The organism is Streptomyces sp. NBC_00162, from assembly GCF_024611995.1.
Taxonomy (GTDB): domain Bacteria; phylum Actinomycetota; class Actinomycetes; order Streptomycetales; family Streptomycetaceae; genus Streptomyces.
This window is the reverse complement of sequence record NZ_CP102509.1, coordinates 1853074-1877258: the sequence shown is the minus strand read 5'-3', so window position 1 is coordinate 1877258 and position 24185 is coordinate 1853074. Positions and strand designations below refer to the sequence as shown.

16 protein-coding genes and 4 pseudogenes are annotated in these 24185 nt (G+C 70.3%); 14 read left to right on the top strand and 6 right to left on the bottom strand.

From position 1 onward, the window contains the following. Window positions 1-203: 203 nt before the first annotated feature. Window positions 204-1176, top strand: a pseudogene (locus JIW86_RS42150) (lipase family protein). Between the two features lie 32 nt (window positions 1177-1208). Here the strand turns inward: JIW86_RS42150 and JIW86_RS09335 are convergent. From JIW86_RS09335 to JIW86_RS09320, 4 genes and pseudogenes are all read right to left on the bottom strand, one after another. Further along, entirely contained in the window at window positions 1209-1997 is a 789-nt protein-coding gene (locus JIW86_RS09335; protein ID WP_257553338.1) for a hypothetical protein, read from the bottom strand. A gap of 91 nt (window positions 1998-2088) precedes the next feature. After that, window positions 2089-3588, bottom strand: a pseudogene (gene araA / locus JIW86_RS09330) (L-arabinose isomerase). A gap of 16 nt (window positions 3589-3604) precedes the next feature. Then, the gene (locus tag JIW86_RS09325) at window positions 3605-4276 is read right to left on the bottom strand and encodes an L-ribulose-5-phosphate 4-epimerase (RefSeq protein ID WP_257553337.1); all 672 of its coding nucleotides are present in this window, start codon (window positions 4274-4276) and stop codon (window positions 3605-3607) included. Beyond that, the gene (locus JIW86_RS09320) at window positions 4273-5955 is read right to left on the bottom strand and encodes a ribulokinase (RefSeq protein WP_257553336.1); all 1683 of its coding nucleotides are present in this window, start codon (window positions 5953-5955) and stop codon (window positions 4273-4275) included. The genes JIW86_RS09325 and JIW86_RS09320 overlap by 4 nt, the downstream gene beginning before the upstream one ends. A 196-nt stretch (window positions 5956-6151) precedes the next feature. Here JIW86_RS09320 and JIW86_RS09315 point away from each other — a divergent pair, with 196 nt between their 5' ends. From JIW86_RS09315 to JIW86_RS09280, 9 genes and pseudogenes are all read left to right on the top strand, one after another. Then, window positions 6152-6307: a hypothetical protein gene (locus JIW86_RS09315; RefSeq protein WP_257559642.1), complete on the top strand. Its 156-nt coding sequence runs from the start codon at window positions 6152-6154 to the stop codon at window positions 6305-6307. 291 nt (window positions 6308-6598) lie between these two features. Then, window positions 6599-9247 carry an RICIN domain-containing protein gene (locus tag JIW86_RS09310; protein ID WP_257553335.1) on the top strand — a complete coding sequence of 883 codons (2649 nt, stop codon included), beginning with the start codon at window positions 6599-6601 and terminating at the stop codon, window positions 9245-9247. Window positions 9248-9342: 95 nt separating this feature from the next. Continuing rightward, window positions 9343-10296 carry an expansin EXLX1 family cellulose-binding protein gene (locus tag JIW86_RS09305; RefSeq protein ID WP_322975507.1) on the top strand — a complete coding sequence of 318 codons (954 nt, stop codon included), beginning with the start codon at window positions 9343-9345 and terminating at the stop codon, window positions 10294-10296. 128 nt (window positions 10297-10424) lie between these two features. After that, window positions 10425-10955, top strand: coding sequence for a SigE family RNA polymerase sigma factor (locus JIW86_RS09300; RefSeq protein ID WP_257553333.1), 531 nt, complete (start codon window positions 10425-10427; stop codon window positions 10953-10955). Continuing rightward, window positions 10952-11728 (top strand): hypothetical protein, encoded by a 777-nt coding sequence (locus JIW86_RS09295; RefSeq protein WP_257553332.1) that lies wholly within the window; start codon window positions 10952-10954, stop codon window positions 11726-11728. Before JIW86_RS09300 ends, JIW86_RS09295 begins: the two co-directional genes overlap by 4 nt. Window positions 11729-11901: 173 nt before the next feature. After that, window positions 11902-13452, top strand: a complete 1551-nt coding sequence (locus tag JIW86_RS09290; protein ID WP_257553331.1) for a sigma-70 family RNA polymerase sigma factor — start codon at window positions 11902-11904, stop codon at window positions 13450-13452. A 594-nt stretch (window positions 13453-14046) separates the two neighbouring features. Beyond that, on the top strand, window positions 14047-16410 hold the full coding sequence (locus JIW86_RS09285; protein ID WP_257553330.1) for a non-reducing end alpha-L-arabinofuranosidase family hydrolase: 2364 nt from the start codon (window positions 14047-14049) through the stop codon (window positions 16408-16410). A gap of 41 nt (window positions 16411-16451) precedes the next feature. Next, window positions 16452-16650 (top strand): annotated as a pseudogene (locus JIW86_RS42145) (hypothetical protein); the annotation flags it as partial. Further along, window positions 16633-16927, top strand: a pseudogene (locus JIW86_RS09280) (cation transporter); the annotation flags it as partial. The pseudogenes JIW86_RS42145 and JIW86_RS09280, both read left to right, overlap by 18 nt. Before the next feature lie 468 nt (window positions 16928-17395). Here JIW86_RS09280 and JIW86_RS09275 read toward each other — a convergent pair. Both JIW86_RS09275 and JIW86_RS09270 read right to left on the bottom strand, forming a co-directional pair. Further along, the gene (locus JIW86_RS09275) at window positions 17396-18661 is read right to left on the bottom strand and encodes a hypothetical protein (RefSeq protein WP_257553329.1); all 1266 of its coding nucleotides are present in this window, start codon (window positions 18659-18661) and stop codon (window positions 17396-17398) included. A 210-nt stretch (window positions 18662-18871) separates the two neighbouring features. Continuing rightward, window positions 18872-19780, bottom strand: a complete 909-nt coding sequence (locus tag JIW86_RS09270) for a LysR family transcriptional regulator (protein ID WP_053788610.1) — start codon at window positions 19778-19780, stop codon at window positions 18872-18874. Window positions 19781-20052: 272 nt separating this feature from the next. On the opposite strand from JIW86_RS09270, the gene JIW86_RS09265 reads away from it, so the two are divergent. The 4 genes from JIW86_RS09265 (at window position 20053) to JIW86_RS09250 (ending at window position 24152) form a co-directional block, all read left to right on the top strand. Then, window positions 20053-20847, top strand: coding sequence for a gamma-glutamyl-gamma-aminobutyrate hydrolase family protein (locus JIW86_RS09265; protein WP_052872393.1), 795 nt, complete (start codon window positions 20053-20055; stop codon window positions 20845-20847). 31 nt (window positions 20848-20878) lie between these two features. Continuing rightward, a complete protein-coding gene (locus tag JIW86_RS09260) occupies window positions 20879-21610 on the top strand; it encodes a FadR/GntR family transcriptional regulator (RefSeq protein ID WP_078613352.1) in 732 nt (243 codons plus the stop codon). Further along, window positions 21607-23046, top strand: coding sequence for an amino acid permease (locus JIW86_RS09255; RefSeq protein ID WP_257553328.1), 1440 nt, complete (start codon window positions 21607-21609; stop codon window positions 23044-23046). Before JIW86_RS09260 ends, JIW86_RS09255 begins: the two co-directional genes overlap by 4 nt. An 89-nt stretch (window positions 23047-23135) precedes the next feature. After that, the gene (locus tag JIW86_RS09250; protein WP_257553327.1) at window positions 23136-24152 is read left to right on the top strand and encodes an asparaginase; all 1017 of its coding nucleotides are present in this window, start codon (window positions 23136-23138) and stop codon (window positions 24150-24152) included. Window positions 24153-24185 lie beyond the last annotated feature (33 nt).

Below are 24185 nucleotides of genomic sequence, written 5' to 3'. Positions count from 1 at the left end.
TGCGCTCCGTGCGGGGGGCGGTTTTGCATAGATCGTCCCGCGAGCGGGCGACGGCGCTCCCCGGCCAGGAAAGGTGAGCTGTGCGGTCAGCGACCTTCTTACTGGTCGGTCACTACCTTCTCCTTACCTACCCCCACCGGACCCATTGAGAGAGCCGCCCCATGCGCATCTGAAACTCAGTCCGAAGCTCGGCCATCGCCGCCCTGGCACTCTCGGCCGCCGTCCCAGCCGCCACCGCCCGCGCGGGCGAGGGCCGGCCAGGCCACCGCCCGCCCCGGCGACATCGTGAGCAGCGAGCCGTCCGCCTTCCACCCGCTGCCCGGCCAGCCCACCAAACACCAAGGCGTGGAAGATCCACTACAACTCCACGACCGCCGACGGCGCCCCGAACGTCGTCTCCGGCACCGTCGTCGTCCCGCAGGACGGCCGCACCGGCCCGCGCCCCCTGATCACGTACGCCGTCGGCACCGTCGGCATGGGCGACTCCTGCGCGCCGAGCATCAACCTCCCGCACGGCACCGCCATGGAGGCCAACCTCATCCAGCAGCTCACCCTGCGCGGCTGGGCCGTGGTGGTCACCGACTACGAGGGCCTCGGCACCCCGGGCGTCCACACGTATACTGTCGGCCCCTCCGCCGGCCACGCGATGCTCGACGCGGCCCGCGCCGCGACCCGCCTTCCTGAGACCGGGCTGTCGCCAACACCACGGTCGGCATCATGGGTTACTCCCAGGGCGGCCAGGCCAGCAGCTGGGTGGCCGAGCTGCAGGGCTCGTACCGGTTGCAGGTCAAGGGCACGGCGACGGGCGGCGTCCCGGCCGACCTGTTGAAGGTGGCCGACTTCATCAACGGCTCCTACAGCTCCGGCCTGATCTTCATGGCCGCCGCCGGCCAGGACGCCGACGCGATCGCCGGCTCCTTCAAGCGGATCTCCGACCTGACGACCCGCAACCCGCTCGCGCAGCCCGACTGGCAGGCCCGCCTGAACCAGAGCAGGCTCGGGCGCACCACCCCGGCCGCGCCCGTGTACCAGTACCACGCGCTCGGCGACGAGCTCATCCCGTACGGCGTCGGGCGGGTCGGCGAGCACGTCAGCGGCGTGATCACCCACTCCCTGGAGGTGGCGAACTGGCTCGCGGACCGCTTCGCGGGGCGCTCGACGCACCCCAACTGCTGATGCCGCCCGCCGGGGAGTGAGACCGCACCCCCTCACTCTCCGGCGGCCTCCGCGGGGCAGGACCGGGTCCCAGCGGGCAGTCGACCATCAACCAGAAAATGGTTCACGTACCCCTGCACGCAGGGCGAGGACTGCGCTCGGCTTGGGGACCGGGCCGGAAGCCCGGGCGTGCTGGGCCCACTCGCTCCGTCTGAACCTCCCAAGTGGCGCCTTGGGGTGACGACTGGTTGGGGACCAGTGCCGCTGCAGGCAGGTGCACGGCACGCGCATTGATGCACGTTCTCCGCCCTCAAATAGCGCCACATGTCCTGATTGTGGGCCTGGCGCTGGGGGTCAAGGGGTCGTAGGTTCAAATCCTGTCGTCCCGACCAGCGTTTACGCAGGTCGGAGGCCGTTCTCTCGCTAATGAGAGGACGGCCTTTCGTGCGTCCGGAGCAGATGCGCGCGTCGAAGCCTTCGGGGCCGCCGTGCAGCGTGTGGCCGTTTCCCTGGGTCCGCAGCCGGTGGACGGCGCCCTCGACGGGCAGTTCGCCGCCTGCGATCCGGTTCGCGTAGCGGCCGACCGTTGCCCCGAAGTACTTCGCCTCGCCGAGCATGTCCGCCACGCTCGCGCCGCCCAGCACGATGTTGGCGCGGTGCCCGTCCCGGTCCGGTGCGTACAGCGCCTGGAGCCGGGCTCCGAGGCTGAGCACCTCCGCCATGACGGCGCCCTCGGAGCCGAAGGCCCAGCGGTCGACGACCCGCCCGTCCGGGAGAGTCGCGTACGGCTCGCGGCGGATCGTCAGGGAACCGTCGTCGAGGCGGGTGGGCACGTCGGGCATGGCTGTTCGTCACTCCGATTCGGGGGACGGGGGCGGGTTCGGGAGGACCGAGAGGGCGGCGGCCCGGGAGGACCCCCGCCCGCCGTCTGCGTCAGAAGCCCTGGGCCAGACGGTGGTAGGCCTGGTTCCAGCGGATCTCCTGGGTGAACCGGCGGATCGTGGTGTCCGCGTCGATGACCAGCAGCTCGGTGGCGAGGATGTCGGCGAGGTCGCCCAGCTCCTCGGTCCCGATCGCGCTGGACAGCACGGCGTGGTGGGGCGCGCCGGCGGTCAGCCACGCCTCGGTCGAAGTGCGCAGGTTCGGGCGCGGCTGCCAGACGGCGCGCGCGACGGGGAGGTTCGGCAGCGGTTCGAGGGGCTCGACCACGTCGATCTCATTGGCGACCAGACGGAACCGGTCGCCCATGTCGGCCAGCCCGACCACGACGGCGGGACCGGTCCGGGCGTCGAAGACGAGGCGGACCGGGTCCTCGCGGCCCCCGATGCCCAAGGGGTGGATCTCGCAGGAGGGCACGTCCGATGCGATGGTCGGGCAGACCTCCAGCATGTGCGCGCCTAGGATCAACTCCCGCCCTGGCTCCAGGTGGTAGGTGTAGTCCTCCATGAAGGAGGTGCCGCCCTGCAGCCCGGTGGACATCACTTTGAGCGTGCGCAGCAGGACGGAGGTCTTCCAGTCGCCCTCGCCGCCGAATCCGTAGCCGTCGGCCATCAGCCGCTGCACCGCCAGGCCGGGCAGCTGGCGCAGGCCGCCGAGGTCTTCGAAGTTGGTCGTGAAGGCGTGGAAGCCGCCGTCCGTCAGGAATCCGCGCAGGCCGAGTTCGATGCGGGCGGCGTAGCGCAGTGAGTCGTGCCGGTCCCCGTCCGCGCGGAGTTCGGGCGCGAGGCGGTAGGTGTCCTCGTACTCCTTGACCAGTTCGGTCACGCTGGCGTCGACGGCTGCGACCAGGTCGTTGACGCCGTACGTGTTGACCGAGACGCCGAAGCGGAGTTGGGCTTCGACCTTGTCGCCCTCGGTCACGGCGACGTCGCGCATGTTGTCGCCGAATCGCGCCAGCTTGAGGCTCTGCAGCTCGGAGCGGCCTGCCGCGGCCCGGGCCCAGGAGGCGATCCGGGCAGCGACCGAGGGGTCGCTGACGTGTCCGGCGACGGTCTTGCGTGCGACGCCGAGCCGGGACTGGATGTAGCCGAACTCGCGGTCCCCGTGGGCCGCTTGGTTCAGGTTCATGAAGTCCATGTCGATCGACGCTCAGGGCAGTGCGGCATCGGCCTGGGTGTGCAGGTGGAGCAACGGCTTGCGCAGGGCGTCCAGGCCCGCGATCCACATTTTCGCCGGGGAGAAGGTGTGCATCCAGGCGATGAGGCCGATGCAGGTGTCGTCTGCGTTGGCGTCCAGGCAGACCCGCCGGATCGCGCCGGCGTCGGTGAGTACGGGCTTCCAGATGATGTTCACCGGGATGCCGGAGTCGCCGAGTGCGTCGGCGATCCGGCGGGGCTGCTCTGCGACCTGACGCAAGGTGTCGTCGCCGTACAGCCCTTGGCTGCCGGTCAGGAACCAGACTTCGCGGCCCTGGATTGCCTTCTGTGCCTTCATGGGGGCGTGGGTCTCCTTAGCGGGCAGCGGGCTGCTGGCCGTACACGTTCTGGTAGCGGTGGTTGAGGCGGTCGATGTCGTCCTGCGCTTTCGGCAGGGGTTCGCCGAGCTGGCGGGAGATGTGGACGGTGCGGGCGACGTCCTCGCACATCACGGCGGCTTTGACGGCGGCCTTGGCGTCCTTGCCGATGGTGAAGACGCCGTGGCTCTTCATCAGGACGGCCGGTGAGCGGTGGCCCCGGAGGGTCTCAACGATGCCCCGGCCGATGGAGTCGTCGCCGATGAGCGCGAAGGGGCCGACGGGGATCTCGGCGTCGAACTCGTCGGCCATGGCGGTCAGTACGCAGGGCACGGCCTCTCCGCGCGTGGCCCAGGCGCTCGCGTACGTCGAGTGGGTGTGCACCACTCCGCCGACCTCGGGCATGTGGCGGTAGACGTAGGCGTGCGCGGCGGTGTCCGAGGACGGGGACTGGTCGCCCTCGACGACCTTGCCGTCCAGGTCGCAGAGGATCATCTTCCGGGGCGTCAGCTCGTCGTACGAGACGCCGCTCGGCTTGATGATCAGCAAGGCCTCGCCGGGGACGCGGGCGGAGACGTTGCCGGCCGTCCAGACGACGAGGTCGTAGCGGACCAGTTCCTGGTGGAGGTCGCTGACCTGGCAGCGCAGCAGATCGATCGGGGAACTCATGGTCGGACCTCGCTCTTCTGGGCGGCCGGGGTGGCCTCGGGGTCGGTTCGCGGGGCGGTGAGCGCCGCGTTGCGGATGGCGCGGAGGCGGTGGAGGAGCTTGTCGGGGCCGGTGCCGAAGTGGTCGTGCAGGGTGCGGTACTCGGCGTAGAGGCGGTCGTAGGCGTCGGCGCGCGCGGTGTCCGGTTGGTGGACTCCGCGGCCTACGCGGCCCATGGCGGCGGCCGCGGTGCGTACGTCCGGGTGCGCGCCGGCGGCGTGGATGGCGGAGCCGAGGGCGGGGCCCTGGGCGGACTCGGCGAGGGAGACGGGCCGGCGCAGCACGTCGGCGTAGATCCGCATGAGCAGGGGGTTCTTCTTCAGCCCGCCGGTCACGATGAACTCCGTGACGGGGACGCCGCCCTGCTCCAGGGCGTCGATGATGGTGCGGGTGCCGAAGGCGGTGGCCTCCAGCAGGGCGCGGTAGATCTCCTCGGGGCGGGTGGTGAGGGCGAGGCCGACGATGACTCCGGAGAGGTGGTGGTCGACGAGGGTGGAGCGGTTTCCGTTCATCCAGTCGAGGGCGACCAGGCCGTGGCCGCCGACGGGCTGGTCGGCGATCTTGCGGGACAGCAGTTGGTGCAGGTCCTCGCCGGTGGCTTCGGCCTCTGTGCGGTAGTGGGTCGGCACGCCTTGGCGCAGCCACCAGGCGAAGATGTCGCCGACCGCGCTCTGCCCGGCCTCGTAGCCGTAGGCGCCCTCCACGATGCCGCCGTCGACGACTCCGCAGATTCCGGGGACGTCGGCGAGGGCGGGGCCGTTGACGACGTGGCAGGTGGAGGTGCCCATGATGGCGAGCAGCTGGCCGTTCTCGACGGCCTGGGCGGCAGGGGCCGCGACATGGGCGTCGACGTTGCCGGTGGCGACGGCGATGCCCTCGGGCAGCCCGGTCCAGGCGGCGGCCTCGGCGGTGAGGGAGCCGGCCCGGGATCCCAGCGGCGACAGGGGATGCTCCAGCCGGGTGCGCGCGAAGTCGGCGAAATCGGGGTGCAGGGCGGCGAGGTAGTCCTCGCTGGGGTAGTGGCCGTCCTGGTGGATGCCCTTGTATCCCGCCGTGCAGGTGTTGCGGGTTTCGACGCCTGCGAGCTGCCAGACGATCCAGTCAGCAGCCTCGATCCAGCGCTCGGTGGCGGCGTAGGTGTCCGGGTCCTCCTCGAGTACCTGGAGCGCCTTGGCGTACTGCCATTCGGCGGAGATCTTGCCGCCGTAGCGGGAGATCCACTTCTCGGCGCGCAGGTGGGCGAGGTGGTTGATGCGGTCGGCCTGGCTCTGGGCCGCGTGGTGCTTCCAGAGCTTGGGCCAGGCGTGCGGGCGAACGCCCAGCTTGGTCTCGGCGAGCGGGGTGCCATCGGCCCGTACGGGGAGGACGGTGCAGGCGGTGAAGTCGGTGGCGATGCCGATGACGGCGGCCGGGTCGATGCCACTCGCGGCCACTGCGGCGGGGACGGCGGTGCGCAGCACCTCGCGCCAGTCCTCGGGGTGCTGGAGGGCCCAGTCGGGCGGCAGGGGCTGACCGGTGGTGGGGAGTTCACGCTCGATGACGCCGTGCGGGTACACGTGGACGGCGGAGCCGACCTCCTCGCCGTCGCGGACGCGGACCACCACGGCCCGGCCGGAGAGAGTGCCGAAGTCGACACCCACGACATGGCTCTCCGCGGTCTAGGGGGGGGGAGGGGTCACGGTCACTTCACATCCTTCGTACGGAGCCCCGAGAGGGCGCAGCGATGCCGCGGGCATCGTCGGGGGATTGTTAGCGCTAACAATCAGCCTGTCAAGGCCGGGCTCGCCTTAAGCCGGTCAGACCTTGCGACGGCCGGCGATCAGGCGCTGGAGCAGGATGAAGACGAACCTCTCCGGACGCCAAGCGCACCAAGATCCGGCCATTTCCGGCCCAGTCATCGTGTTCACCGCGGCCTGGTCCCGCTTCTTTCGCCGCAGGCCGCTGGAGCACCTGCTCAACGGCGCCACCACGCTGGCGAAGTCCCTCCGATGAGGTCTCAGCTCTTCGCCCAGCCTGCCGTCGGGAGCCGCCGCGCACGTCGGCCGGCTTGCTGAACGGACGCGACAGCCCTCCCCCCTCCGCGATCTGACGCTGGAACGACGCGGTCTCAGTGGCCCGGTACCGGACTTCGGCGGGCGGCAACCTTTTCCGGAGCGGCGGCAACTGACGGGCACACCAGAAGGCGATCACACCCACGGGTCGCCCGATCTCCCGCCGCATGCCGCCGCGCACCGCTGACCTGAGCGGTTGTACGGGGCAGGGCCGAAGCAAGGAGTAGCCCCCATGAACGAGACGGATCCCACGGCGGACGGCCGCAGCCGGCGCAAGGCCGCGGCTGGTGGTGAGCGGCGTACGCGGGGGCGCCACCGCCGGCGCGGGATAACGATCGGCCTGATGCTGGGCGTGCCTGGAGTCCTCGGCCCCTACCTGCTGTTCGTGCAGGCCGATTCGAACGCCGCGGCGGTGGATGCCGACGCCTACTACACGCTGACCTCTGTCCGCAGCGACAAGGTGCTCGACGTGCCGGGGGCGGACACGTCGGACGGCGTCTGGATACGGCAGGCGAGCCGCGTGGCAGGTGCCGCGAGTCAGCAGTGGCGGCTGAGGCAGGCGGGGGACGGCTACTACGAGGTGGAGAACCGCAGCAGCCACAAGGTCCTCGGAGTGCGCGGCGCTTCCAAGGAGTCCGCGGCGGCCGTCGAGCAGCAGACCGACCACGGTTCCGCCACGCAGCAGTGGAAGATGCAGGACGTGGGCGATGGGGCGGTGAAGTTCGTCTCCCGGAGCAACGGCATGGTGCTGGACGTGTGGGGCGGCTCCACCGGCGAGGGGGTGCCGCTCATCCAGTACGCCGACCGGGGCAGCACCAACCAGCAGTGGAAGCTGGTGAAGGCGGCCGGCTCGGGCAGGTACACCTGGCACAACGCGCAGATCGTCGGTGGAGGGTTCGTCACCGGGCTGGTCTTCAACCCCGCCCGCAAGGACCTGCTGTACGCCCGGACCGACATCGGCGGTGCCTACCGCTGGGACGCGACCGCCGCCCAATGGACCTCGTTGACCGACTGGATCGGTGGATCCGACTGGAACCTGCTCGGGATCGAGAGCCTGGCGACCGACCCCGTCGACCCGAACCGCCTGTACCTCGCGAGCGGCACTTACACCAATGACTGGGCGGGCAACGGCGCGATCCTCCGCTCCACCGACCAGGGCAAGACGTTCCAGCGCACCGACCTGCCGTTCAAACTGGGCGGCAACGAGGACGGCCGGTCCATGGGCGAGCGGCTGGTGGTGGACCCCGCCAACCACGGCACGCTCTACCTGGGCACCCGCAAGAACGGGCTCTGGCGCAGCACCGACTACGGCGTGACCTGGAGCCAGGTCGCCGCCTTCCCCGTCAAGGACGGTGCGAGCAGCGGCGTCGGCCTGTCCTTCGTGACCTTCGGCCCGGCCGGCAGCCGGACGATCTACGTCGGGGTGGCCGACAAGACCACCTCGCTGTACCGCTCCACCGACGGCGGCAGCAGCTGGCAGGCCGTGTCCGGCCAGCCCACAGGGCAGCTGCCGCAGCACGGTGTGCTGTCCGGTGACGGCTCGCTGTATCTGACGTACACCAATGCCCCGGGCCCGAACGGTGTGACGGCCGGTTCCGTGTGGAAGTACACGCCGTCCACCGGGGCCTGGAAGAACATTTCACCGTCCAGCGGTGGTTACGGCTTCGCCGGGCTGGCTGTCGATCCGCAGCGCCCGTCCACGGTGATGGTCACCACGCTGGACCGCTGGTGGCCCTCGGACGAGGTGTACCGGTCGACCGACGGCGGCGCCTCCTGGAAGGCGCTCGGCGCGACCTCGGTGCGGGACAACTCCGCTGCGCCGTACGTGGGCACGGGCATCGGGCACTGGATGGGCGCGCTGGCCATCAACCCCTTCGACTCCGGGCACGTGCTGTACGGCACCGGGTCGGGGATATGGGGCAGCAACGACGTGACCGCGGCGGACAAGGGGGGTGCCACGCACTGGACGGTCCCGGCCAAGGGGCTGGAGGAGACCGCGGTCCTCGGGCTGATCAAGCCCCCGGGCCTCCCACTGATCAGTGCGCTCGGCGATGTCAGCGGATTCCGGCACGAGGACCTGACCAAGGTACCCGCCAAAGCACTCTCCGGACCGCTGTTCTCCAACACCACCGGCATCGACTTCGCCCAGGCGAAGCCGGGGTTCGTGGTCCGGGTCGGTCTCGGTGGCGAGCAGCACGGCGCCTATTCGACCGACGGCGGGGCCGGCTGGACGCCGTTCGCCGGGGAACCCGTGCGCGGAGCGGGCGGCGGGGCCGTGGCGGTCTCGGCGGACGGCGCCGCCGTCGTCTGGACGCCCGCGGGCCAGAGGCCGTTCCACTCGACGAACCGCGGTGCGACCTGGACGGCCGCCTCCGGTCTGCCCGCGGACTCGGCCGTGGTGGCCGACCGTTCGTCGGCGAACACGTTCTACGCCCTCAAGGGCGGCACCCTGTACGCCAGCGCCGATGGCGGCAAGAGCTTCACCGCCCAGGCCACCGGCCTGGGTGACGGACAGCTCAAGGCGGCCCCGGGCGTCGCCGGTGACCTGTGGATCACAGGCGGAGGCAACGGACTCCTGCACTCCACCAATGGCGGGGCGAGCTTCAACAAGCTCGCCGGCGTGCAGCAGGCGCACGGTGTCGGCTTCGGCAAGCCCGCCCCGGGCGCCACCTACCAGGCTCTCTACCTCAGCGGGACGCTGAAGGGCGTCACCGGGGTGTTCCGCTCCATCGACGGCGGTTCGACCTGGGTCCGGATCAACGACGACCAGCACCAGTTCGGCGGGAGCGTCATCTCCGTCATCATCGGCGACCCGGACGTGTACGGCCGGGTCTACCTGGGCGGCTACGGCCGTGGCGTGGTGTACGGCGACGTGTCCTGATCGCCCCGGTCTCGGCGACATCGGCACCGGACCGGCAACCTTTTCGCCTTCGGCGGCCACTGATAAGTGCGACGTCGACTCGATCTACCGAACGGATGGGCATGAGGACAACGAAACACGGTGCGCCGCGGCCGCGGCGCAGACGCGGGGCGGCCGTCGGCATTCCGTTGGCGGTGACGGCAGTCGGTGCGCTGGCCTGCCTGGCCCTCACGCTCCTCCCCGGGAGCCGGTCCGGTGCCGGGCTTCCCACCGGCGCATCCGTAGCGGCTGCCCCAACGAACGCACCGTCCAGTTCCGGGTCGCCGGCAGCAGAGGCCGGCGCCGCGACCGCATCGACGCAGCCGACGGTCACGAGCCCGCCCCCGCCGTCAGCCGCCGGTGTCCCGACGCCCTCGGCCTCCAGCCCGGCACGCACGGAGTCGCCAGCCTCTTCGGCGGGACGGATCAAGCCCTCGGTCAGCTACCAGGGAGTCGCGACTTCCTATGCCGCGGGTGACGGCAATGGTGCCTGCCTGTACGGACCGTCCGGTGATCTCATGATCGCGGCGATGAACCACACCGACTACGAGTCGGCCAAAGCGTGCGGGGCGTACGTGCGGGTCCGCGCCGCCAACGGGAACTCCATCACGGTGCGGATCGTCAACGAGTGCCCCCTGCCCTGCGCACCGGGGCAACTCGACCTCAGCCAACAGGCCTTCGCCAAGCTCGCGAACCCCTCACTCGGCCGGATCCCGATCACCTGGACGCTGCTGAGCCCCGCCGCGCCCGACACGCTCTCCATCCGGTACAAGACCGGGTCCAGCCGCTCTTGGTGCGGCGTCCAGGTGATCGGGCATCGGAACCCGGTGGCGGTGCTCGAACTCCGGACCGCCAGCGGCTGGCGGAAACTGCCCCGCACCGACTACAACTACTTCCTCTCCACCGGCGGCAGCGGATGCGGCGGAGCGATCAGGGTCACCGACCTTTACGGAGAACAACTGACCGTCGAGGGGATCGCACTGAAACCGGACGTCGCGCAACAGACCCGCGTCCAGTTCGCCCGGCATTGACCGTGCCGTCCACCCACCGTCACGGCTCTGCCCCCGCGGTCAGCCACTGTCCGGCCGCAGTGATGGGCACTGTTACGCTCGAGCCGATTGTTAACGCGCACATAGCAGGGAGAGGGCGACCGGGGGAGATGCTCCTTCATGACGCGTCCGCGGAGTTTCACGACTTCTTCGAACGCCACTACGCCGAACTGGCCCGTCTCGCCCATCTCCTGACCGGCGAGACGGACGCGGCCGACGACCTTGCTGCGGATGCCCTGGTCGCCCTGTGGCAGCGCTGGGACCGGCTTCGCAAGGCTGACCACCCGCTCGCCTACGCTCGCGGCGTGGTCGCCAACATGGCGCGGGAACGGATCCGCAGTGCGGTGCGCGAGCGGCGCCGGATCGCGCTGTTCTGGTCCCGCAGTCCGGAGCAGGTGGCGGGGCCGGACGTGGCGGCCGTGCTGGACGTACGTACGGCGCTCGCCCGGCTGCCGTTCCGGAAGCGGTCGTGCGTGGTGCTGCGCCACGCCTTCGACCTCTCGGAGAAGGACACCGCGGCGGCGCTGGGCATATCGGTCGGTACGGTCAAGAGCCAGACCTCGAAGGGAATGGCCGAGTTGGAACGGATACTTGGCACACGAGCGGTCGGCGACCTGGTGGCGGGGAGGAGGAACCGGTGAACGAGGACATCACCCGTCGGCTGCGCGACGCCGCCGAGGCCCACCAGCCCGATCGCGCCCGGATGCTGGCCCGCGTGGAACGCGGGGCGGCCGACGGCACCGTCCGTCACCGCACACCGTCCATCGCGAGATCCTGGCCCAAGGCCGCCCTCGCAGGCCTCGCCATCACCGCCACCCTGGCCACGGGTGGTCTCGCGGTCGCGGGCATCGTCCGCACTCCGCCACCGTCGGACAGCGCCACCACCCCCGCGACCCCGTCCCCGACGTTTCCTTCCCGTCCGACGCCCTCTGCTCCCACCACCCCCGCCGCCCCGGCCCCGACTCCGACCACCACGGCCCCGGTCGGCCCGCGCCCCACTCCGCTGCCCAGCAGCCGGGTTCAGAACGGGCCTCTGTCGTCGGACGGCTCGGTGGATCCGCACAGCACCGTCTACTGGGCCCAGAGCAACCTCACTCTCAAGACCACACAGCCGCTCACCTCGCTCACCGTGGAACTGCGCATCGCCCAAACCGGCGGCGTGCAGAACACCGGCAACTGGCGCACCCTGCCGAGTGAAGACTTCATCGTCACCGTTCAGGAGGCCGGCGGAGCGCTGGTCTACCGCTGGGTCCTCAAACCGGGCCGTACCGTGCCGACCGGGCAGCATGAATTCGCCGGCCAGTACAACCACGCCACCGGCGTGCGCAACGCCACGGACGACGGCTACCGCGTCGACACGCAGACCCCGGGCGGCTCCGTCGCGGTCTGGGGAAGGTTCACCCCGGCACGGTAAGGCCCGGCCAGGTTCCGGCCGAGGAGTCAGGGGCCTCGCGGCGAAAGCCGATCGCCTCCTCCAGGAGCCTCTCGGCGCGATCCAAGACGGCGGCCGGCTTCCGGATACACCCGGAGCTGCACCAGCTGACGCCCTTCGCGGCGAACATCCGGCCGCGGTCGAAGGAGGTGGGAATGAGGCTCATGGATGCGGACCACGCGGGGCTGGTTGTCGCGGCGCAGGCCGGTGACGATCGGGCGCGCGAGGAGCTGATCGCCGCGTACCTGCCGTTGCTCTACAACATCGTCGGGCGAGCGCTGAGCGGACATGCCGACGTCGACGACGTCGTCCAGGAAACCCTGCTGCGCGTGGTGCGCGACCTGCCTGCCCTGCGTGCTCCGGAGAGCTTCCGGTCCTGGCTGGTCTCGATCGCGCTCCGCCAGATCAGTACCCACCGGCACCGGCAACGCGCCTTCGCCGGCCGGAGCACGGTCATCGACGAGGCACACCAGATACCGGACGCCGGCGCCGAACCTGGGGACATGACGATTCTGCGTCTGCATGTGTCGGACGAGCGCCGTCAGGTTGTCGAAGCCGGCCGGTGGCTCGACCCGGACCATCGAGTGCTGCTGTCGCTGTGGTGGCAGGAAGGCGCCGGCTCGCTGAGCCGCGACGACATCGCCGCCGCGACGGGGCTCACGGTCGCCCACGTCGGAGTGCGCCTGCAACGCATGCGCGAGCAGCTGGAACTGAGCCGGACGATCGTCGCCGCGCTGGAGGCCGACCCGCGCTGTCCGCAGTTGGACGAGGCCCTCATCGGCTGGGACGGTCTCCATACATCGGTGTGGCGCAAGCGGATCGCGCGGCACACCCGCGGATGCCCGGTCTGCGCGGCGACGAAGACAGAACGGGTTCCGGTCGAGCGACTGCTCCTCAGCCTCGCCCCACTGGCGGTCCCGGCCGGGCTCATCGCCGCGCTGGCCGCCAAGGGCCTGCTGTCGGGTACGGCGGCCGGCGCCGCCGGGCTGGCCACGGCACCCGTCGCCGTCGGCACGGCGACGGGGGGAGGCAGTCTGCACAGCTTGCTGATCGGCAAACTCCACGCGGTGACCGCTCATCCGCTGGTGGCCCTCGCCACCGGCGCGGTCCTCGTCACCGGGACCGCCACCTACGTGACCTGGCCCGAACCGGCGCATCGGGTGCCCGGCGTCATCGCCGCTCCCACGGCCGGCAATCCCACGCCGATCCCGTCGAGCACCATCACGTCGGCCGGACCGTCCCCGGTGAGTCCGTCGGCCGTCGCGGGCACTGTTCCGCTGGGCGCACAGTCGCTGGAGTCAGTGGACGAGCCCGCCCTGTACCTCACGTATGCCGGCGACTTCGCGACGCTCGGCCGAGTCTCGGCGTCCAGCAGCGCGCAGACGCGGCAGCGGGTCACCTTCACGGTCGTCGGGGGGCTGGCCGACACTCGGTGCGTCACCTTCCTCGCCGCGGACGGCCGCTATCTGCGCCATCGTGACCTGCGGCTACGGCTGAGCACCAACGACGGCAGCGAACTGTTCCGTGAGGACGCCACCTTCTGTCCGCACCCCGGGGCGGTCGCCGGGTCGGTGACCTTGCACGCGCACAACTATCCCGGTTCCGTCCTCCGCTACCGCGACGGTGGCATCTGGCTCGATGGCTCCGACGGCACTCGGGCCTTCGCCGACCAGGCTTCCTTCATCATGCGAAGGCCCTGGGCTTGAGAACCGCTCCTTGAGCATGTGGCCCGACCCGCGCAGCGACAGCTGGTGATCCTGCACCACGGTCCTGCACCACGCTGTTCTCGACCTGGCAGCGAGCCGAGTGCTGCGCCGAAACCGGCTTCGGTCCGCGTTCGTCGACGGCTGACTCGGCGTACCGGCTTGAAGGCTGATCACCGCGACCGCCACCGATGACACCTCGCTGGTGATCAGGGCGGCGCCCTTTCCACAGGACGACCGGAACGCAGGGCTTGGCATAACGCTTTTCGCCCGCGCGATGCATCACCGGGCAATCATCCGGGCGGCGCCACTTTTCTGTTACGAGGCCATCAGTTCGGAGGCCTCCATTGTGTGGGGTGCTCTTCCCGCCGCTCACCTTGACGGGCCGGCGTGGCAGGTCCCCCGACTTTCCCCGTTGACGTATCCCCTGAAGAAAGCCGCTCCAATGACGCGACACACCCACGCCTCCCGGGCGATCGGCAGGCAGGAACGGGCCCACGCCCTGCCCCGCACCCGACCCGCGACGGATCAGGCCGTACCGGCCGATGCGCGCACGATCACGGCACCCAGGGCGACTCGCGGCCCCCGAGGAGAATCATGAAGGGCCTGCACCGGCTCGGCCGGCGTCGCCGAACAGCGGTGATAGGACTGTCGGCCGCGGCGCTGGTGGCTGGTGCCCTGACGCTCCTGCCCAGCTCCGCCGGAGCCGCCGCCCTGGGTACGCAGGCGGCCCCCTCGGGCAGGTACTTCGGCACCGCTGTGGCCGCCGGCAGGCTCGGGGACTCGAAGTACGCCGCGATAGCGGACCGGGAGTTCAACATGATCACCCCGGAGAACGAGATGAAGTGGGACGCCATCGAACCGTCCCGCGGCAACTTCAACTTCGGCCCCGCCGACCAGATCGTCAACCGCGCCATGGCACACGGCCAGCGCATGCGCGGCCACACCACGGTCTGGCACTCGCAGCTCCCGTCCTGGGTCAGCTCCATCGGCGACGCGAACACGCTGCGCAACGTGATGAACAACCACATCACCACCGAGATGACCCACTTCAAGGGCAAGATCTACGCCTGGGACGTGGTCAACGAGGCCTTCGCTGACGGAGGCAGCGGCCAGCACCGCAGCTCGGTGTTCCAGAACGTGCTGGGCAACGGCTTCATCGAGGAGGCGTTCCGCACCGCCCGGGCGGCCGACTCCTCGGCCAAGCTCTGCTACAACGACTACAACATCGAGAACTGGTCGGACGCCAAGACCCAGGGCGTCTACAGCATGGTCAGGGACTTCAAGTCCCGCGGCGTGCCGATCGACTGCGTCGGCTTCCAGAGCCACTTCGGGACCGGCGGCCCGCCGTCCAGCTTCCAGACCACCTTGTCCGCCTTCGCCGCCCTGGGCGTGGACGTCCAGATCACCGAGCTGGACATCGCCCAGGCGTCGTCCACCAACTACGCCAACGCGGTCAACGCCTGCCTGTCCGTGACCCGGTGCACCGGCATCACGGTGTGGGGCATCCGTGACAGCGACTCCTGGCGCAGCGGCGAGAGCCCCCTGCTGTTCGACAACAACGGCAGCCCCAAGGCCGCCTACACCACCGTCATGAACGCCCTCAAGTCCGCCTCCGGTACCGGGCCGGGCGGGACGCCCGGCGGAACCGGTACCGGGCAGATCAAGGGCGTCCCCTCCGGTCGTTGTATCGACATCAACGGTTCCACCACTGGCAACGGCACCCAGGCGCAGCTGTCGGACTGCAACGGACAGACAAACCAGCGCTGGACCTACACTTCCGGCAAGCAGCTGATGATCTACGGCAACAAGTGCCTGGACGCCATGGCCAAGGGCACCAGCAACGGCACAATGGTGGTCATCTGGGACTGCAACGGCGGCGCCAACCAGCAGTGGAAGATCAACACCAACGGCACGATCACCGGCGTCCAGTCCGGGCTGTGCCTCGACGCCGTCGGCGCGGCCACCGCCAACGGCACCAAGATCCAGCTGTACTCCTGCGCGTCCGTCGACAACCAGAAGTGGACCGCCCCGTCCGGGACGGGCGGCGGCACGTGCGCTCTTCCCTCTACGTACAAGTGGAGTTCGACGGGTGCCCTCGCACAGCCGTCGAACGGGTGGGCCGCGGTGAAGGACTTCACCCACGTGGTGCACAACGGCAAGCATGTGGTCTACGCGTCGAGCGCAGAGGGAACCTCATACGGCTCGATGGCGTTCAGTCCCTTCACGAACTGGTCGGACATGGCGTCGGCCGGCCAGACCAAGATGAACCAGAACGCGGTGGCGCCCACGCTGTTCTACTTCGCGCCGAAGAAGATCTGGGTGCTGGCGTACCAGTGGGGTGCGTCGCCCTTCAGCTACCGCTTGTCGAGCGACCCCACCAACCCCAACGGCTGGTCCGCGCCGCAGCCGCTGTTCACCGGGAGCCTCCCCGACTCCGGCACCGGCCCGATCGACCAGACCCTGATCGCCGACGACCAGAACATGTACCTGTTCTTCGCCGGTGACAACGGCAAGATCTACCGGGCGAGCATGCCGATCGGGAACTTCCCGGGCAGCTTCGGCTCGTCGTACACGACGGTCATGAGCGACACGGCGAAGAACCTGTTCGAGGCGCCGCAGGTCTACAAGGTCCAGGGCCAGAACCAGTACCTCATGATCGTCGAGGCCCGGGGTGCGAATGAGCAGCGCTACTTCCGCTCGTTCACGGCCTCCAGCCTGAGCGGTTCGTGGACCCCGCAGGCCGCCAGCGAGAGCAACCCCTTCGCCGGCAAGGCCAACAGCGGTGCCAGCTGGACCAACGACATCAGCCACGGTGATCTGGTCCGCGACAACCCCGACCAGACCATGACCATCGACCCCTGCAACCTGCAGTTCCTCTACCAGGGCAAGTCCCCCAACGCGGGCGGCCCATACGACCGACTGCCGTACCGGCCGGGTGTCCTCACCCTGCAGCGTTGACCTGCCTGATCCACGGTGATGTGCAAGGAGAACACCTCCCGATGAAGAACGCCACAGCCGGCGGGCGCCGCGGGCGTCACCGCCGTCGCTGGAGCGCCACCGGTCTGCCGCTCGGTGTGCCCGCCGTCCTCGTGCCGTACTTCCTGTTCGTGTAGGAGGACTCGCGGGCCGAGACCAGCCGGTAGTGCCTACTACGGGCTGGTCTCGGTGCGCAGCGGCAAGGTGCTGGACGTCTCCTCGGCCGCCGCGGTCGCCTGGCAGTTCTCCGGCCGCGACCACGCTGTCCCCCGAGGCACGGGAGAAGACCATCCTACGGATCATCGCCTTCTCGTCCTTCGCGCTCGCCACGTACGTCGCCGTCGACGCCGTCCTGCCGCTCTCTGGCACCGGAGAGGCCGAGCGGTCCATCCCCGGCATCGTGCTCGCCGCTCTGTCCCTGGCCGTGGTGCCGTTTCTGTCGGCCGCCCAGCGCGAGGCCGGGCACGAACTCGGCTCCGCCTCGGCGGTTGCCGACTCGGACGCTTCCAGGGGGCGACCACAGGCGACCACCGCGCTCCCGAGGCCGCCGCGACCAGTGCCTTTCCCTTGTTAGCGCTGCGCCTTGGAACCGCCGGGCTGGGTGCCGGGGAGCGTGCGCCCGCTGCACCCGCGTCGCTGCCCTGCACAAGGGTTCACGATGTCCGGTCGTAGGCACCGGCTGAGGATGGCGGCTTCGGATCGCAGCGGCCGGAGGCCGGAGCTCGGGGCGCAGCAGGCCAGGTGCGTTTGGTCCCGAGGCCGTCGACGAGCACCGTCTCCGGTCGTCTCGCCGGTACAGCGGCCAGGTCCGGCTCCGCCTACCCCGCGCAGCGGTACTCGCAGCGGGCCGGCGGCACCAGCTCAAGGCCTCGGGCCGTCGCCTCGGTCTACGGACGGCCGTGGCGCTCGACGGGCTGCCCGGGCGGTGAGGCTGCGGAGCGGGTGCCCTGTCTTCGCCGCACATGCTTCAGGTTGGGGGTGTGGCCGTCGTCTGTTCGTCGGTCAGGCGGGCCCGCCAGTCGCTGACGTAGTCGTCGGGCATGGACGCCAGGCGGGCGATTTCCCCGTCGCTGCGCCCATCGGACCAGGCCAGGATCCGTGTCACGGTGCGGTTCCGTGCCGCGCGGAAGTCCTTGAGCATGTTCTCGAGGCGTTCGGCTTCCTCGGCTTCGCGGACGAGCTGCTGGTCGACGGCGGAGCGTTCCTCGGCGCGCAACCGGCGCAGATGGGCGTCCAGGCCCGTCAGGACCAGACCCTCCTCGTGCGCGGAGTTCTGGAACCCTTCGGCCAAGGCCGCCAGCACGCAGTCGGGGACGTCGGCGAGGGTGGCCCCGGGGGGCTTGGCCGCCTCCCAGGTGCCCCGACCCGCCTCTGTCGTCTCCAGCCAGACGCGGGCGTCTGTCGGAACACGGTCGCCGCACGCCTGAGCGCGGTAGGCGTACAGGGCGGCACGGTGGCCGTAGAAAGTGAAACCGTCCTCGATCTGCCGGTCGGCGGCGCGGCACATCCGCCCCGGTACACCGCCATAGCCGCTCTCGGGACTGTAGTCGGCGTAGGCACCGAGTTCCGCGTCCGTGGCCAGGCCCCAGGAGGGATCGCACAGACCGGGGTTCATGGCGAGGAACGCGCCGACCTCGACACGCCAGGCAGGGATCGGTGTCGTGCGCAGCCTGGGCCAGCGGAGATCGCCGGAGGGGTCGAAGGTGTGGGTCGCAGCCTGCTCGATGTCGTCCCAGGCGGTGGCGGCCTCGGCCGACCACTCCAGTTCGTCGTCCGGTCCGATGCGGTGGATGGAGTCCACGAGCCGCTGCACGGCGGGGAGTATGCGAAGGGCGAGCGCGTGCAGTTCCTCAGCGGTGAAGAAGCGCCAGGAGCAGCCGCGCTGTTCGTCATGGGTCAGGTGGCCGAGCAGCTGCACCATGATTCCGGAGGCCGGGACGGTTCCGTCGCCGAGCGCCCTGCGAGGGAGGCCGGGGAGCTGGCTGCCGAGGTCTTCGGACGGGGCCCGCCAGTCGATGTCGCCGAACCATACGGCGCCGTCGCGTGCGTCCACTGCCAGCCACTGGTGGTAGCCCGCACCCGGGCCGTAGCGCTGCTCCTGCTGCTCGGCGTGCTCGTCGTGCCATACGTACTCGGCCGGAGGCGGGTCCAGCTCCACGGCCATGAAGCCGTCCCCGGGGCGGTAGCCGGTGAGGACGCGGGCCGTTCGCGGCGCACTGTCGGCGGCGGTCATGAGGGGTTTCCTCTCGCTGGAACGTCAACCGCCGCAAACGTAGGGCGCCCGCCACGCAATAGTTTAACTTTCAGCCATCGCGTCCGGTAGTCGGACAAGCCGGGAGACCTGGCGTCACCACCCGGTCTACGCGCGTGCGGCCGCCGTCAACTTGGCGCATTTCACGTGGGTTCACGCTTCGTTCGCCTCCGGTAGCCGCCCGCCGCAGCCTCATGCGAGCGCGGCCAGCGCTTGCGCGGCGAGCATCTGCTCCAGGTCCAGGACGGCGCGCGGGGCGTGCCGGGTGTCGATGCGGACGGCGTAGATGAAGCGCGTCAACTGCGGCTCGGCCAGGGGGCGGGCCACGACCTGGGTGTTGGCGCGGGGCAGGGCGAGTTGCGGCATGACGGCCACGCACAGGCCTGCGGCCACGAAGCCGAGCACGGTGTTGAAGTCGTCCCCCTCGTATTGCAGGCGGGCCTGGAAGCCAGGCGTCTTGGCCATCTGGGAAAGCAGTTCCAGGCGCAGTGCGGCCTCCGGAGCCGCGATCCAGGTCTCGGACGCGAGGCTGGCCAGGTCGATGACCTCCCTGTCGGCCAGGCGGTGGTGTGCCGGGACCACGGCCACCACCGGATCCCGTGCGACCAGCGTCCGGCGCAGCATCCGGGGCGGCGGGACGGGGATGAAGTCGTAGTCGTAGCTGAGGGCCAGGTCCATGTCCCCCCGCTTGAGCCGGTTGTAGCAGGCCTCGGGTTCCAGTTGGCTGAGGCTGACCTGCACGTGGGGGTAGGCCGCGTGGAGTTGGGCCAGCGCTTGCGGAACGATGCTGGTGGCGGCCGAGGCGAAGGCGCCGAGGCGGATCCGTCCGGCCGTACCCGCGCGCATGGCGTCGAGTTCCACCGATGCCGTCGCCAACGCGTTGCGGACGCCCTGCTCGGCGTCGAGAAGGACTTCGCCGGCCGGTGTGGCGCGCACGGGCCGGCGCTCCAGCACTCTCAGGCCCGCGCGGCGTTCGAGTTCGGCGATCTGTTGGGAGACCGCGGGCGCGCTGTAGCCGAGCTCGCGTGCGGCGGCGTTGAAGGAGCCGTGCCGCACGACGGCTTCGAGGGTGGCGAGCAGGCGGGGGTCGAGTCCGTGCACGGAGTTAAGGCTCACTTATCTGTCGCGAAGATGTGTTTTCTTGTGATTGCGGATGAACGCCAGCAGGATTCTTGCTAGCGGCAAGAAAAACGCAAGCCCGCGCTCCCGGATCGTGACCGCCCCTCCACCTTGTCGCCGGGGCGCCCTCCGCCAGTGCCCCGTCCGCCCCGTCCGCCTTTTCTGCCGCAGCCCGCCGTGGCCGGGGACGTCTGGCGGGGCGGGTGTGCACCCGGCCGTCGACGATCACCCCTCACGCCCTGAAAGGAAGTGGTATGCCCCAGCCACCACTCATCGGACTCACCACCTACCTGGCCGACGCCCGGTGGGGCGAGTGGGACCTGCCCGCCGCAGTGCTGCCTGCGGCCTACGCCGGCTGTCTCCAGGCCGCGGGCGGCCGGGCCGTCCTGCTGCCGCCGGACGCCCCGTCGGCAGCGGCCGATGTGGTCGCACGTCTGGACGCGATCGTCCTGACGGGAGGTGAGGACGTGGATCCCGCCCTGTACGGCGCCCGGCCCCACCCGCGCACGGGGCCGCCGGTCCGCGAGCGCGACCGGTGGGAGCAGGCTGTACTGGCCGCTGGTCTCGCCCGCGACATACCCGTGCTCGGAGTGTGCCGGGGTATGCAGCTGATGAACGTACACGCCGGAGGCACCCTCATCCAGCACCTGCCCGACAGGGTGGGCCATCACGGCCACAACCCCTACCGGGGCCACTTCTGTGCCCACACCGTCACCACCGCGCCGGGGACCCGGATCGGCGCCCTCCTGCCGGGGACCCGCGAGGTCGCCACGCACCATCATCAGGCCGTGGATCGCCTTGGCTCCGGGTTCATCGTGGCAGCCCGTGCGGCGGACGGCACCGTCGAGGCGATCGAGAGCACCCGGCACCGCTTCGCCGTGGGCGTCCAGTGGCATCCGGAGATGGGTGTCGACACGCCGGTGGTGCACGCCCTGGTGGATGCCGCCGGTTCCGCCGCAGACACCGATCGGGCGGCTTCGGTGGCAGGACGGAAAGTGCGCACGGTACGAAACTCGCCGGGCCGGACTTTCCCGACACAGGTGTCTTGACACCCTCCGGCGCACCCATCAGGATCACACCGTGAACCTGTCAGACAGCCAGACAGGTGGCCAGGCCCCGCGGCGCGTCAGCGCGATGGAAGCGGTCTTCGGCCACCTGCGCAGCGCCATCGAGCGCGGTGAGTACGTCGTGGGCGACAAGCTCCCCTCCGAAGCCGAGTTGTGCCGGACCCTGGAGGTCAGCCGGCCCGTGCTGCGGGAGGCGCTCCGAGCCCTCCAAGCCATCGGCCTGACCGCCTCCAAGAGCGGCAAGGGCACGTTCGTCCTGGCGAACACGGTCGAGGACCCCACCTTCGGCGACTACGTCGCCAGCGACCTGCTGGAGGTGCGCCGGCACGTCGAGATCCCGGTCGCCGGGTACGCCGCGCTGCGCCGCACCCCGGAGGACCTGGACCATCTGGGCCATCTGCTCGACCGGATGGAGCAGGAGACCGACACCACCGCGTGGGTGGCGATGGACACCGTCTTCCACCTGGCGGTGGCCGAGGCATCCCGCAACCCCGTCTTCCGCCGCGTCATCGAGGAGATCCGCGACGCACTGGCGCGTCAGTCGACCTTCCTCAACGAACTGGGCGGCCGGCGCGAGCAGTCCAACTGCGAGCACCGGGCGATCCTCGAGGCGCTGGCCGACGGTTCCGAGCACGACGCGGTGGAGGCCATGTCCCACCACCTCCTGCGGGTCGAGACGACCCTCACAGAAATCGTGCGCCCCCAGCGCGCGGCCACCTCCACGGAAGGCAGACCCGAGGCGTGAGCGAGCAGTTCCTCAAAGACGAGAAGCGCCCCACGACCCGTCACGTGGACGCCGGGGACACCGGCTACAGCAAGTCCTTGACACCCCGGCACGTCAACATGATCGCCATCGGGGGTGCGATCGGCACCGGGCTCTTCCTCGGCGCGGGCGGACGCCTCGCCGACGCCGGCCCCTCACTGTTCGTCGCCTACGCCGTCTGCGGGATCTTCGCGTTCCTCGTCGTACGCGCGCTCGGCGAGCTCGTCATGTACCGGCCGTCCTCCGGCGCCTTCGTCTCGTACGCCCGGGAGTTCCTCGGGGAGAAGGGCGCGTACACCGCGGGCTGGATGTACTTCCTCAACTGGGCGACCACCGGCATCGCCGACATCACCGCCGTCGCCACCTACACCCATTACTGGCGGCTGTTCTCCGACGTCCCGCAGTGGGTGATCGCGCTCATAGCCCTGGCCGTGGTCCTCACCGTGAACCTCATCTCGGTGCGGATCTTCGGCGAACTGGAGTTCTGGTTCGCCATCGTCAAGGTCGGCGCGCTGGTCGTCTTCATGGCCATCGGGATCTTTTTCCTCGTGACCCGGCACCCCATCGACGACGCCGTGCCCGGTCCGTCCCTGATCACCGACAACGGCGGGATCTTCCCCAACGGCCTGCTGCCCATGCTGCTGATCATCCAGGGCGTCGTCTTCGCCTACGCCTCCGTCGAGCTGGTCGGAGTCGCGGCCGGTGAGACCGAGAATCCCGAGGAGATCATGCCGAAGGCGATCAACTCGATCATGTGGCGCGTCGGCCTCTTCTACGTCGGCTCGGTCGTCTTGCTGTCGATGCTGATGCCGTGGAACAGCTACAGCGCCGGCCAGAGCCCGTTCGTGACCGTGCTCTCCCACATCGGCATCCCGGCGGCCGGCGACGTGATGAATCTGGTCGTTCTCACCGCGGCCATGTCCTCGCTCAACTCCGGCCTCTACTCCACCGGCCGCATCCTGCGCTCGATGGCCGTCAACGGCTCCGCCCCGAGCTTCACCGCCCGGCTGAGCCGCACCCAGGTGCCCTACGGCGGCATCCTGCTCACCAGCGGCATGTGCGTCCTCGGCGTCGGGCTCAACTTCGTCGTTCCGGCGGACGCGTTCGAGATCGTGCTCAACCTGGCCGCCATCGGCATCCTCGCCACCTGGGGCATGATCATGCTCTGCCACCTCCTCTTCTGGCGGAAGACCCGTGACGGCGAACTGACCCGTCCCTCCTACCGCCTGCCCGGGTCCCCGTGGACCGAACTCGTGACACTGGCCTTCCTCGCCTCCGTCCTGGTCCTCATGTACGCCGACGGAGGAGCGGCGCGCACCACCGTGCTGTGCGTGCCACTGATCGCCGCGGCGCTGGTCGCCGGCTGGTACGCCGTCCGCGGCCGCGTGGCGCGCGCCGCCGCGAAGAGCGAGGGCTGAGCCGGGCGGCGGGCGCGGCCCGTCCCCCCGGGCCGGGCCTGCCGCCGGCCACCCCGGTCAGCAGCAACCCACCACCAAACGAGGCAGTGATGCGCAGCAGTCTCCTCGCGGACGCGCCCGCGATGCGCGAGCCCCAGCATGCACCCGTCGCCCACGTCACCCGGGGCGGCGTGATCGAGGGAGTCCACTACGGATCCGTCGTCGTCCTCGGCGGTAATGGCGACGTCCGGTTGAGCATCGGAGACATCGAGGCCGCCTGCTACCCGCGCTCAGCCCTCAAGCCGGTCCAGGCCCTCGCCATGGTGCGGGCCGGGCTGCCGCTCGACGGCGCCCTGCTCTCCCTCTCGATGGGCAGCCACTCCGGCGAGGAGCACCACCTCGCAGGTACCCGGCTGATCCTCGAACTGGCCGGTCTCACCGAGGACGACCTGCGCAACGTCCCCGACGTGCCGTACGCCCCGGCGGTCCGGGATGCCTGGGTGCGCGAGGGCCGCGGGCCTTCCCGGCTCGCCCAGAACTGCTCCGGCAAGCACGCGGCGATGCTGTACCTGTGCAAGCTGGCCGGCTGGCCCCTGGAGAGCTACCTCGACCCGGGCCACCCGCTTCAGAGGGCGATCGCCGAGGTCGTCGAGGAACTCACCGGCCAGCACATCGCGAACGTCACCGTCGACGGCTGCGGAGCCCCGCTGTTCGCAGTGTCCCTGCACGGCCTGGCCCGCGCCGCCGCCCGCATCGCCACGGCCGGTCCGGACACCGCCGGGCGCCGGGTGGCGGACGCGCTGCGCGTCCACCCGGAGATGGCCTCCGGCACAGGGCGAGACACGGCCCAGCTGATGCGCGCGGTGCCCGGGCTGCTGGCCAAGGACGGCTTCGAGGGCGTCCAGGTGGCCGCGCTGCCCGACGGCCGCGCCGTCGCAGTGAAGATCGCCGACGGGGCGGACCGGGCGCGCATCCCGGTGACGGCCGCAGCCCTCGCCCGGGCGGGAGTCGAGCCGCGGCTGCTCGCCGGGTTCGAGGGCGAGCCGATGACCGGCGGCGGCCGGCCCGTCGGCGGCATCCAGCCGGTGGCGGCGCTGAACCCGCCCAGCATCCCCGCCACCGCCTGACTCCATCCCCTTTCACCACCTTGACCCACCCAC

What these genes read in the sequence shown, in the direction of transcription:
- JIW86_RS09335 (WP_257553338.1), bottom strand. Translation starts at nt 1,997, where the DNA reads ATGCCCGACGTGCCCACCCGCCTCGACGACGGTTCCCTGACGATCCGC.
- JIW86_RS09325 (WP_257553337.1), bottom strand. Translation starts at nt 4,276, where the DNA reads ATGAGTTCCCCGATCGATCTGCTGCGCTGCCAGGTCAGCGACCTCCAC.
- JIW86_RS09315 (WP_257559642.1), top strand. Translation starts at nt 6,152, where the DNA reads ATGAAGACGAACCTCTCCGGACGCCAAGCGCACCAAGATCCGGCCATT.
- JIW86_RS09310 (WP_257553335.1), top strand. Translation starts at nt 6,599, where the DNA reads ATGAACGAGACGGATCCCACGGCGGACGGCCGCAGCCGGCGCAAGGCC.
- JIW86_RS09305 (WP_322975507.1), top strand. Translation starts at nt 9,343, where the DNA reads ATGGGCATGAGGACAACGAAACACGGTGCGCCGCGGCCGCGGCGCAGA.
- JIW86_RS09300 (WP_257553333.1), top strand. Translation starts at nt 10,425, where the DNA reads ATGCTCCTTCATGACGCGTCCGCGGAGTTTCACGACTTCTTCGAACGC.
- JIW86_RS09290 (WP_257553331.1), top strand. Translation starts at nt 11,902, where the DNA reads ATGAGGCTCATGGATGCGGACCACGCGGGGCTGGTTGTCGCGGCGCAG.
- JIW86_RS09285 (WP_257553330.1), top strand. Translation starts at nt 14,047, where the DNA reads ATGAAGGGCCTGCACCGGCTCGGCCGGCGTCGCCGAACAGCGGTGATA.
- JIW86_RS09275 (WP_257553329.1), bottom strand. Translation starts at nt 18,661, where the DNA reads ATGACCGCCGCCGACAGTGCGCCGCGAACGGCCCGCGTCCTCACCGGC.
- JIW86_RS09265 (WP_052872393.1), top strand. Translation starts at nt 20,053, where the DNA reads ATGCCCCAGCCACCACTCATCGGACTCACCACCTACCTGGCCGACGCC.
- JIW86_RS09250 (WP_257553327.1), top strand. Translation starts at nt 23,136, where the DNA reads ATGCGCAGCAGTCTCCTCGCGGACGCGCCCGCGATGCGCGAGCCCCAG.